Raw genomic sequence first — 11,294 nt, forward strand, 5'->3', positions numbered from 1 at the left:
CACGCGGAAAGGGCCTCGCGCACCTCAGCTCACAGACCCCGATCCCGGTTCCAGCGGCTGATGTGCATCGCATACACGACATTCCCGAGCCCAGCGGTGAACAAGAGCAGCCAGAAATGCACCCAGAACGACTGCCGTCGCCGACGCACCCCACCGCCAAAGGCTCCCGCCGAGGCGAACGACGAGACGTTGTTGTTGATGATGATCGGCGGCAGTTGCCCGTACGGCTGAGCAGGCTGCTGGTCAGGCATGGTCACGACGATGGTCCCCCTGGACGTAGACGCGTAAGACAAGGCCCGCACGGTACGACCACAGGCCCACCCGCCGGGACAAAACAACCAGCCATCACCCGGTCGGGGGACACGACGCAGCCGGCCGCACCGGAAGGCCGAACCCGCGCACGAAACAAAGGGGACGCCGAAAGGTCCGGACCACCCGCACCCCCACACGGCGCAGAGGGCACACCGGAAGAACCGGCCACGGCGCCCCCGCACCCCCGTACGGCGAGAAGGGGCCGTGCCGGGGGGTGTCCGCCCGCAGCGGCCGGCGAAAACTCCCCCCGCTTCTCGGCTGACAGTCCGCCGGACCGAGGACGGACACCCCCCGGCGCGGCCCCGGCCCACGGACGGCGGAGCGGCGAGACGGCAGGCGACGACAGGACCGTGAACACGAAACGGGCCCCGCTCCCACAAAGGGGAACGGGACCCGCACCAGGGACCGAAGCTCAGCCGATCTGCGCCCCCGTAGCGGCCAGCACCTCACTCACCGGCTGGAAGAACGTCTCCCCGCCGGAGGTGCAGTCACCACTGCCACCCGAGGTCAGCCCCACCGCACTGCTCCCGGAGAACAACGACCCCCCACTGTCCCCAGGCTCCGCACACACATCGGTCTGGATGAGCCCGCTGACAGTCCCCTCGGAGTAGTTGACGGTGGCGTTGAGCCCGGTCACCGTCCCGCCGTGGACCTGCGTGGTGGACCCACTACGGGTGACCTTCATCCCGACGGTGGCCTCGGCCACCCCGGTGATCGCCTGCGAGGACCCGTTGTACAGATCGACCTCGCTCGGATGGGCGACGGACCCGGTGTACTTCACCAGCCCATAGTCGTTGCCGGGGAAACTCGACGTCTCGTTCTCCCCGATCACGTTCCCGGACGAGTCCGACCAGCTGGAGATCGCCTCGGTGCAGTGCCCGGCGGTGAGGAAGTACGCCGCCCCGCCCTTGACCACGTTGAAGCCGAGCGAGCACCGCCCCCCGGACCCGGTGATGGCATCGCCCCCGGCGATGAAGGGCTTGAACTCCCCCTTGGACCGCTTGAGCTGAGCGGTGTCACCCAGCCCGTCGACGACCCGCCCCAGCTTGCCCCAGGCGGCAGCGTCAACGGTGCGGTCGGCGGTGACGACGACCTTGTTGCTGACGGGGTCGACGGCCCAGGAGGTCCCGGGAATGCCGGCCTTCTCCTTCAGCGTGGAACGCGCCCCGTCGAGCTGGGCGAGCGAGTGGCGAACGATTCTGGCCTTGGCCCCGGCCGCCTCGACGGTACGGGCGGCGGAGCCGTCGAGCACGTTGACGACCAGGCTCTTGCCCTGAGCGTCGTAGTAGCTGCCGGCGGCGGAGGACCCGAGGTCACCCAGGAGGGAGGACCCGAGCCTGCCGGCCGCCGGAGCGGAGAGGACCTTCAACTGCTGTACGGAGCCGCCCTGCTGACCGGCGGAACCGGCCTCACTGGCGTGGGCGGTCTGGAAGGTGACACCCGCCGCGACGAGCGCGACAGCGGCACCGCCCGCGAGGGCGGCCTTCCGCCCGGGTATGTGTCGGTGCTTCAACTCACGTCCTCCTGTGGGGGATTCGGCCCGACAGACGTGGGGATCCGCCGGACCGGAAGGCTGGTTGACGGTCGCTCACTCTTCCGAACCCCACAGCCGCCCCACAAGACCGGCGCCGGACCGCCCCCGAACCCCACCCCTCTCCCCACACCGCACTCCCAAAAGCCCCACAAACCCCACGCGCACGCCGCCCCGAACCCGAAACGCACCCCGCCCCACCCCGAACCCGAACCCGAACGGCCCCAAAACAAAACGGGCCCCCACGCGCGACACACACGCATGGGGGCCCGCCGAACCGCCCCGTCAGGGAAGAACGGCCCGCCAAGGACCCATCAGGGGAGGGTCACCCCGTAGTAGCTCAACGCCTCGGTGACCGGCTGGAAGAACGTCGTACCGCCGGAGCTGCAGTTCCCGCTGCCACCGGAGGTGAGCCCGTACGCGACGCTGCCCGCGTACAGCGGACCACCGCTGTCGCCGCCCTCCGCGCACACCGTGGTCTGGATGAGCCCGGAGACCACGTCACCGCCGCCGTAGTTGACGGTGGCGTTGAGCGCGGTGACGCGCCCGCTGTGCGTACCGGTGGTGGACCCGCGCCGGTAGACGGTCGTGCCCACGGAGGGCGTCGCCGCGCTGGAGATGGTCTGGCTGCCCACCGCACTCGGGTGCGAGACCGAGGAGTTGGTGTAGCGCACCAGCGCGAAGTCGTTGCCGGGGAAGCTGTACCCGACGTTGGTGCCGAGCACCGTGCTGTGCCCGGAGTCGCTGTACCAGGTGGAGGCGACCTCACCGCAGTGCCCGGCGGTCAGGAAGTAGTACGTGCTGCCGCTGCGCACGTTGAAGCCGAGCGAGCAGCGGTACTGGCCGCCGTAGATGGCGTCGCCGCCGCTGATCAGCTTGTTGAACTTGCCGGGGGTGCGCTTGATGGTGAGCGCGTCCGCCTGCGATCCGGCCTGTTCCTTGATTGTGGCGATCTCGGCCGCGCTGACCGTGCTGTCGACGGTCACGACGACCTGGTGGTTCTTGCTGTCGACGGCCCAGGCGGTGCCCGGGATGTCGGACTGGCGGACGGAGTCGCTCGCCTGGGTGAGCTGGCCTGCGCTGAACGTGTGGATTTCACCGGCGTTCGCGGTGGGGGCGGCGAACGCGGCAGCGGCCAGGAAGCCGGTGGCCACGGCTACCAGCCGGGTCCGTCTGGTCACGCCGCCGCGGGGAGTTGTGCGCTTGATCCTCACTTTTCGTTCCCTCCCAGGGGAAGTCGGGGGCCCGCGTGGGGTCGGGGCCCGTGAGGCGCAGCCAGGGAGAAGTACCGTTCCGGCACTCATGACCCTGACAAGCGCTGAGGGGGAGTATTCGGCCGAACGGCCGGTCGGCACAAGAGGGCGTTTCGGCCTCGGCGGGCCGCCGCCCAGCTCAACCGCCTTGAATTCGCGGCGAATTCATCACCCGAGCCCCCGCAAGCCCCATCCGCAACGCGGCCACGCTCAGCCGTCCCCCAGTTCCCGCAACACCACCCGCGCCACCGCGTCGTTCTGCCGGAACGCCGCCCCGCCCGTACGCGGCCGGGTGAACGCGCCCGGGGTGCGCGCGTCGGTGTACGGGCCGAGCGCGAACCGCCGGGGATGCGGCCGGCCGTCCCGCCCGAGGACGCGCCCGTCGACGGGATCGACCCGCAGCAGCCCGTCGGCCGTCTCCAGCGCCTCGGCGTGCAGCTCCCGCAGCAGCGTGTCCCGGGCCCGCCCGACGGACGGATCGGGCAGCCGCGCCTCCACCAGGGCCCGGGCGGTCACGGAGAACCCCGGCACCGTCTCGGAGGACGCCCGGAACACCCCGTCCTCGGCGGCGACTTCCATCTCCGCCCCCACGAACCGCAGCAGCCCCGCGCGGGACAGCGCGAGCATCTGCCGCAGCCGGGGCCCGGGCGGCCCGGAGGCCAGATAGCTGAAGAACCCGTGCCACCAGGACCCGAGATTCCCGAGCCGCACCAACTGCCCGTAGACGGACAGCAGTCCGAGGAAGACACCCAGGTCAGCGCTGAACGAAGGATCGTGACGCCGCGTCAAGTCGTCGGATATGTACGCCCGCAGCCCTTCCTGGAACTCCGCGTGCGATGCGAACCGCACCCCCTCCAGCGGCCGGTCGAGGGCGGCGAGGTCGAGCCGGTCCCGGGCATCCGGCACCGCCGCCGCGACCAGCGCCCGCACCTCCTCCGCCCCGCCCGCCAGCGCGTACTTCTCCTCGAAGTCGGCCCACTCCATGGCAGTTCGCTCCGGGTGGGCCGTGAACAGCCGGTGATAGTGGGCGAATCCGAGCTCCTTCTCCACCAACGGCCATATGTCCCGCCGGAATTCGTACCCCTCGGGCCGTTCGAGCAGCGACCGCACCTCCTCCGGCCCGAAGAAGCGGGGCAGCGGCGGCCGGGGTCCGGTCCAGTCGTAGCCGATCTTCGAGTGGTACGGCACACCGCGCCGCGAACCGACGTACAGCACCGGCTCGCGTCCCGAGGGCACGTACGCGTAACCGCCCGCGCCGTCCTCCTCGTACCGCCCGCCCCGCCCCTCGGTGAGCAGCACCATCAGGTCGACGAAGGCGAGCCCGAAGCCGCGTACGAGGACGGGCTCGCCGGGGGTGAGCGCGGACAGATCGCTGTCGGCGGTGAAGTCGGGCGGCAGCTGGACGAGTCCGTGCGCGCGGGCGTAGGCGCTCAACCGCTCCTGCTCCGGGTCGAGTTCGGAGTCGAGGTGACCGAGGGCGAGGACGACCAGGTCGGCGACGAGCGGTTCGGCGCGGCCCTCCAGCCAGACCCGCTGGCGGCCGTCCGCCGGTCCGGTGACGCGCAGGGCGCGGGTGGGGTGGTGGTGGACGGTGATGCCGGGCGGCAGGCCGGCCACCGCCTGTTCGTAGACCCAGTGCAGATATCGGCCCTGTATGCGCCGGTCGGCGAAGGTGCGGCCGTCGAGGCGGGCCCATTCGTGCAGGGTGGGCCCCTCGCGGACGGGTCCTTCCATCGGCACGGTCTCGTCGGTGAACATGGTGATGTCGGCGGCGTGCGAGTTCATCCACAGCAGGTCGGACTGCGCCTCGCGCCAGATGCGGCCGCCGCCCGGCGGATGGGGATCGACGAGGTGGATGTCGAGGCCCTGACCGCCGTACAGCTCGGGCGAGTTGGCGGCGATGCGCTCCAGGAGTCCGGTCGCTCTGGGCCCGGCCCCCACCACGACCAGCCGGCGCCTCATCGGGCGGTCTCCGTGCCGCGGGCGTAGTGCTTCTCGACGTAGTACTGGCCGATGCCGAGCACCGAGGTGACGACGGTGTACCAGAGGGTGGCGACCATCAGCAGCGGGATCACCTGGTAGGTGCGGTGGTAGATCAACTGGGCGGAGAAGAGCAGGTCGTTGACGGCGATGACGCTGACGATCGAGGTGCCCTTGAGGGTGCCGATGAGCATGTTCCCGGCGGCGGGGACGATGGCGCGCATGGCCTGCGGCAGCACGATGCGCCGCCAGCGCTGCCAGGGGGTCATGCCGAGCGCCTGGGCGGCCTCGGTCTGGCCGTGGTCGACGGAGAGGATGCCGCCGCGCACGACCTCGGCGGCGTAGGCGGCCTCGTGCAGGGTGAGTCCGATGACGGCGACGGCCACCGGTCCGAGCAGGTTGACGGTCCTGATCCCGAACACCTGCGGGTACAGCGCCCCGATGTTGAACCACAGCAGCAGCTGCACCAGGATCGGGATCGAGCGGAACAGCCAGACGTATCCCCAGCTGACCGACCTCAGAACGGTGTTGGCGGACAGCCGGAGGACGGCGAGCAGGGTACCCAGGGCGAAGCCGAGGACCATCACCACGGCGGTGAGCCACAGGGTGAGCCAGAGTCCGCGCAGCACGGAGACCGAGGTGAAGTAGTCGGCCACCACGTCCCATTGGAACGCCCGGTTGCGCAGGACCGAGTTGACGACGAGCCCGAGCAGCACCAGGACGGCGACGGCGGCGACCCGCTGGCCGTGCCGGCGGCGGGGGACGATCGTGGGGCCGTCCGGGCGCGAGGGCGCCGGGGACGGGGCGGCGGGTTTGGCGAGGGTGTCGGATGACATGCGGGACTCCGTGACACGTCGGACCCGACGCGCCATGCCCGCACTCCGCCGCGCCAAAAGGCGCGGTCACGGCCGAGCCCCTCAGCAGGGCCGTCCCACGAGAGTACGTCGCCGTTTCCCTGCGTTGTCAAGGGTGTCCGTACTGTGAGCGGCCCGTCTCAACTCGGTTGACGGGTGAACCGGATGCCTGTTCCACTTGGCCCATGCGCCCACAGCAGTGGCTGGTCACCCGCTCCCACATCGACTTCGGTCGCGTGTGGTCCGCGTCCTGTTGAGCTGACCCCCTGCGCGCCCGCGCTCGTCCGGGCGCCTTCGCGTTCTCCACTTCCCATTCCGGCCTTCACGCGCGCGCCCTGTCTCCGCACCCTCCCCTCCCCTCGCGTCCCCTCGCGCCCTGCCGTCGCACCGCCTCCTCCCCTCGCGTCCGGCTCGTTCCCGCCTTCCTCCAGGAGACCGCTTCCCGATGCCCGCGCCCACGCGTCAACTCTCCGTGCCCACGCGTCACCCCTCCGCACTCACGCGCCGTCTCCCCCTGCCCCCGCGCCGTCTCCCCCTGCCCGCGCGCCGCCCGTCCGCCTCCGCCCGGACCCGCCGTCTCCTCGCGCCCTTCGCCGCCCTCGCCTCCGCCGCGCTGCTGCTGACCGCCTGCGGCTCGGGTGCCTCCGGCCCCGCCGGCACCCGTGTCGCGACCGGGACGGACGCGATCCCCACCACCGACGTGGTCTCCCGCATCGCGAAGGACCCGGCGGCCGCGAAGCTGCTGCCGCCGGGCACCACCGGGCTGACCGTCGCCGTCGCCGTGAGCGGCAACCCGCCGGGCACCACCTACCTCGCCGACGGCACGACCCTGACCGGCCAGGACGTCGACTTCACCAAGGCGGCCGCCAAGGTGCTCGGCATCAAGCTCAAGATCGAGCAGGCGAGCTTCGAGGCGATCCTCCCGGCGCTGGAGAGCGGCAAGTACGACTTCGGCGCGAGCAACTTCGGTGTCACGGACGAGCGCCGCCGGACGATCGACTTCGTCACCTACGTCAACGACGGGCAGGGCTTCGCCACCCGTAAGGGCAGCAAGCTCGCCAAGATCACCGATCTGAAGCAGCTGTGCGGCCTGAACATCGCGACCGGCGCCGGCACCACCTTCGAAGCCACCCTGGAGCAGAACGAGCACGTGTGCGCGGCCGCGGGCAAGAAGCCGTACCACGTGCAGACGTACGCCGAGCAGAGCGCGATGTGGTCCTCTCTCCAGCAGGGCCGCAGCGATGTCGTGATGTCCACGATCAACGGGCTGCGCTACGCCGTCGCGCACCAGCAGGGCCTGAGGTTCCTCAACGAGTACCACCGGCTCGACGTCGGCTTCGCCTTCAAGAAGGGCACCCCGCTGGCGCCCGCCTTCCGCGCGGCGGTGAACCGGCTGATCGCCGACGGGGTGTACGCCCGCATCCTGAAGAAGTGGGGGACGACGGGTTCCGCGGTCAGCACGTCCCGGATCTCGCCACCCGAGCTGAAGAACTGATCCTCTCCTGACGGCTCGTCACCGTCCGTCCCAGATCCTCACATCAGCGGACAATCAGGGCGCACAGGGCAGTTCGTTCACCCTGACACACCACACATCACCCATCCGCCGCGAACAATCATATTTCACTCTCAGTCAGCAGCCGTACGTGACAGAGCCCTTGTGACACAAGGGCTCTCGACGTATGGACCGCGCACCAGTACCGTCACAAACCCCCCGCGCGCCGTCTGTCCACTTGGCGCGCTGTCAGCATCATGGATGACCATAGGGATGGGAAGAGCAAAAGAAACCGCTGAGAGAGGAGGCGTCCATGGGATCGGTACGCAAGGCGAGCGCGTGGCTCGGCCTGGTCGACGACAACGATGACGAGCGTTACTACGACGACGACTACTCCGAGGGCGCTCAGTCCGCGGACGCCTGGGTCACGGACCCGCGCGTCAAGGTCGCCACGGACACGGCCGAGGACAAGGGCCGCCGCATCGGCACGGTCACCCCGGACAGCTTCCGGGACGCCCGCGCCATCGGCGAGATGTTCCGGGACGGCGTCCCGGTCATCATGAACCTCACGGCGATGGAGGCCACCGACGCCAAGCGCGTTGTGGACTTCGCCGCCGGACTGACCTTCGGCCTGCGCGGCACGATCGAACGAGTCGCCACGCGGGTCTTCCTGCTCACGCCCGCCCACACCGAGGTCGTCAGCGGCGAGCCCGCGCGCCGCCGTGAGGACGGCTTCTTCAACCAGAGCTGAGGCGGGGCCGTTCATCGCGGCCCCGCCCCCTCGGGGGCTCACCGGAAGGCGTCGAGGCCGGTGAGCGCCTTGCCCAGCACCAGCTGGTGCATTTCGACGGTGCCCTCGTAGGTGAGCACGGATTCCAGATTGGTCGCGTGCCGCATCACGGGATATTCGAGGGAGATCCCGTTGGCACCGAGAATCGTCCGCGCCGTACGGCAGATCTCGATGGCCTCGCGGACGTTGTTGAGCTTGCCGAAGCTGACCTGCTCGGGACGCAGGCGGCCGGCGTCCATGCGCCGCCCCAGATGATGGGCGAGCAGCATTCCCTTGTGCAGTTCCACCGCCATGTCGGCGAGCTTGGCCTGGGTGAGCTGGAAGCCGCCGATGGGCCGCCCGAACTGCTCCCGCGTCCGCGCGTAGTCGAGCGCCGCCTCGAAGCTGCTGCGCGCGGCGCCCATCGCGCCCCAGACGATGCCGTACCGGGCGTGCGAGAGGCAGCCGAGCGGCCCGCGCAGCCCGGTGACCTCCGGCAGCACCGCATCCGCGGGCAGCCGTACGTCGTCGAGGACGAGTTCGCTGGTCACCGAGGCGCGCAGGGACCACTTGTGCTTGATCTCGGGGGCCGAGAAACCGGGGCTGTCGGTGGGGACGACGAAGCCCCGGATGCCGTCCTCGGTACGCGCCCAGACGACGGCTACCCCGGCGACCGAGCCGTTGGTGATCCACATCTTGCGCCCGCTGAGCACCCAGTCGTCGCCATCACGCTTCGCGAACGTACGCATCCCGGCGGGGTCGGAGCCGTGGTCCGGCTCGGTCAGCCCGAAGCAGCCGATCACCTCGCCGGAGGCCATGCGGGGCAGCCACTCGGTCTTCTGTTCCTCGCTGCCGTAGCGGTGGATCGCGTACATGGCGAGCGAGCCCTGCACCGAGACCAGTGAGCGGATGCCCGAGTCGGCGGCCTCCAGCTCCAGACAAGCCAGGCCGTACTGCACGGCCGAGGCGCCCGCGCAGCCGTACCCGGTGAGCGACATGCCGAGCGCGCCGATCGAGCCGAGCTCGCGGGCCAGCTCGCGGATGCCGGGCAGCTCGCCCTTCTCGTACCACTCGGCGACGTACGGCAGCACCCGGTCCGCCGCCCAGCCGCGCACGGTGTCCCGGACGGCCAGGTCCTCCGGTTCGAGGAGGTCGTCGATGCCGAGCGGGTCGGCGGGATCGAACGGGGGCAGCTTCGCGGACGCGGACATGGAACACCCTCCGGCACAGTGGGCACACGGAAAACTAGCGGCGCTAGTCGGAATGCTCCGGCCGACGTTACGACGCGGGCCGCCCGGCGTCCAGGGCGGCCCGCGCGGGTCAGGCGATCGCCCTCGGCTTGCCCGGCTCGCGGGGCGGGGGCAGCTCGGTCACGGAGGTCACGGAGGTCGCTGCGGGCTCGGCCGCGCCGGAGATCCGGGGCTCGGACAGGGCGGACGCGACGGACTCCGGCAGCTCCGTCACACCGGCGACCCGGTCCACGGCCGTACCCGTGCGGACACCGGGCGTCTCGTCCGCAGCGTCCACCGCACCGCTCTCCGGCGCGCAGTTCATCGTCCGGGGCAGCCGCAGCGCCATCACCGCGCCGAGCAGCAGCAGACCCGCGCTGACCAGCAGCGTCACATGGAGGCCGTGCACGAAGGAGTTACGGGCGGCCTGGCGCAGCGCCTCCCCGGCGGAACCGCCGAGCCGTCCGGCGATCTCGTACGCCTCGCCCAGCGAGTGTCCGGCCGCCGCCCGGTCGGCGGCGGGGACGCCGGGCACCGAGGTGAGGGCGGGGGCGTAGGCGCGGTTCATGACGCTGCCGAGCAGGGCGATGCCGATGCCGGCGCCGAGCTGGTAGGAGGTCTCGCCGATCGCGGCGGCACCGCCCGCGCGGTCGGCGGGGGCCTCGCTGAGCATCGACTCGTACGCCCCGAAGAGCGTCGTCTCCAGGCCGAAGCCGAGCAGCACGAAGCCGGAGAGCAGCAGCGGGGTGTTGTCCTGGCCGCCCATCGCCGTCAGCAGGACGACGGCGGCCGCGGTGAGACAGAAACCGGAGACGACCATCCGGCGCGGGCCGAGCCCGCGCAGCATCCGGGCCCCGGCGAGGCCCGCCGCCATCGCGGCCGCGGTCAGGGGCAGCAGCCGCAGGCCGGTGGCCAGCGGGGACAGGCCGAGGACCAGCTGCAGATACTGCGCGGCGATCAGCTCCAGGCCGACGAGCGCGAGCATCGCCAGGACGATGCAGCCCACGGAGGTGCTGAACGCCGGACGCCGGAACATCCGCAGGTCGACCAGGGGGTGGGTGCGGCGGCTCTGGCGCCGGACGAAGAGGTACAGCAGCGCCGCGCCGACGAGCAGCGGCATCAGGGTGAGGACGCTCAGGGGCGGCTCGCCGCCGCCGAGCCGCTTCACGCCGAGGACGACGCCGAAGAGTCCGGCCGCCGCCATCAGGGCGCCGAGCACGTCCCAGGGGCCGTCGCGCTCGCCGCGCGACTCGGGCAGCAGCATCCGGCCGATGGGCAGGCTCACCAGCATCAGCGGGATGTTGACCAGGAAGACCGAGCCCCACCAGAAGTGTTCGAGCAGGAACCCGCCGAGCAGCGGTCCGACGGCCGCGCCGACGGCGGCGACCGCGCTCCAGATGCCGATGGCGAGCGCGCGCTCGCGCCGGTCGGGGAAGACCTGGCGCAGGATCGAGAGCGTGGCGGGCATGATCATGGCCCCGCCGACGCCGAGCAGCGCGCGGGCGAAGATCAGGGTGTCGGCGCTGTGGGACAGCGCGGCGACGGCCGAGGCGACGCCGAAGAGGGCGTAGCCGAGCAGCAGGACGCGTCTGCGTCCGACGCGGTCGCCCAGCGTGCCGAAGAGGATCAGCAGCGAGGCGCAGACCAGCGGATAGACGTCGACGATCCAGAGCAGTTGTTCGGCACCGGGCCGAAGGTCCTCGGTGACGGCGGGTACCGCCACGTGCAGCACGGTGGCGTCGAGAGCGACGAGCAGCAGGCTGACACAGAGGACGACGAGGACGACCCAGCGGTTGGCACCGGTCCCGGTCGCCCGACGGCACGGCCCGATTTCGGCCGTGGTCGTCCCGGACATGTACTACCTCCCAGATGAT

At 71.0% G+C, this 11,294-nt stretch carries 9 protein-coding genes; 2 read left to right on the plus strand and 7 right to left on the minus strand.

All coding sequences use genetic code 11. The features are described 5' to 3' along the window. Positions 1 to 29: 29 nt before the first annotated feature. The 5 genes from AB0898_RS24550 to AB0898_RS24570 all read right to left on the minus strand — a co-directional run bounded on the left by AB0898_RS24550 (position 30) and on the right by AB0898_RS24570 (position 5,912). Complete coding sequence (locus AB0898_RS24550) at positions 30 to 251, minus strand: hypothetical protein (RefSeq protein ID WP_366805108.1); 222 nt, start codon at positions 249 to 251, stop codon at positions 30 to 32. A 473-nt stretch (positions 252 to 724) separates the two neighbouring features. After that, positions 725 to 1,825 (minus strand): S1 family peptidase, encoded by a 1,101-nt coding sequence (locus AB0898_RS24555; protein WP_366805109.1) that lies wholly within the window; start codon positions 1,823 to 1,825, stop codon positions 725 to 727. A 332-nt stretch (positions 1,826 to 2,157) separates the two neighbouring features. Then, positions 2,158 to 3,057: a S1 family peptidase gene (locus tag AB0898_RS24560; RefSeq protein WP_366805110.1), complete on the minus strand. Its 900-nt coding sequence runs from the start codon at positions 3,055 to 3,057 to the stop codon at positions 2,158 to 2,160. A 249-nt stretch (positions 3,058 to 3,306) separates the two neighbouring features. Then, complete coding sequence (locus AB0898_RS24565) at positions 3,307 to 5,058, minus strand: FAD/NAD(P)-binding protein (protein ID WP_366805111.1); 1,752 nt, start codon at positions 5,056 to 5,058, stop codon at positions 3,307 to 3,309. Continuing rightward, a complete protein-coding gene (locus AB0898_RS24570) occupies positions 5,055 to 5,912 on the minus strand; it encodes an amino acid ABC transporter permease (RefSeq protein ID WP_366805112.1) in 858 nt (285 codons plus the stop codon). The genes AB0898_RS24565 and AB0898_RS24570 overlap by 4 nt, the downstream gene beginning before the upstream one ends. A gap of 463 nt (positions 5,913 to 6,375) precedes the next feature. Between AB0898_RS24570 and AB0898_RS24575 the strand changes: the two genes are divergently transcribed. Together AB0898_RS24575 and AB0898_RS24580 are read left to right on the plus strand one after the other, a co-directional pair. Continuing rightward, positions 6,376 to 7,425 carry an ABC transporter substrate-binding protein gene (locus tag AB0898_RS24575; protein ID WP_366805113.1) on the plus strand — a complete coding sequence of 350 codons (1,050 nt, stop codon included), beginning with the start codon at positions 6,376 to 6,378 and terminating at the stop codon, positions 7,423 to 7,425. A gap of 310 nt (positions 7,426 to 7,735) precedes the next feature. Next, positions 7,736 to 8,173 (plus strand): cell division protein SepF, encoded by a 438-nt coding sequence (locus AB0898_RS24580; protein WP_366805115.1) that lies wholly within the window; start codon positions 7,736 to 7,738, stop codon positions 8,171 to 8,173. Between the two features lie 38 nt (positions 8,174 to 8,211). On the opposite strand, the gene AB0898_RS24585 is transcribed toward AB0898_RS24580, so the two are convergent. After that, complete coding sequence (locus tag AB0898_RS24585; protein WP_366805116.1) at positions 8,212 to 9,402, minus strand: acyl-CoA dehydrogenase family protein; 1,191 nt, start codon at positions 9,400 to 9,402, stop codon at positions 8,212 to 8,214. 109 nt (positions 9,403 to 9,511) lie between these two features. Beyond that, positions 9,512 to 11,275: an MFS transporter gene (locus AB0898_RS24590; protein ID WP_366805117.1), complete on the minus strand. Its 1,764-nt coding sequence runs from the start codon at positions 11,273 to 11,275 to the stop codon at positions 9,512 to 9,514. Positions 11,276 to 11,294 lie beyond the last annotated feature (19 nt).

Source organism: Streptomyces sp. NPDC005435, from assembly GCF_040703155.1.
Classification (GTDB): Bacteria; Actinomycetota; Actinomycetes; order Streptomycetales; family Streptomycetaceae; genus Streptomyces.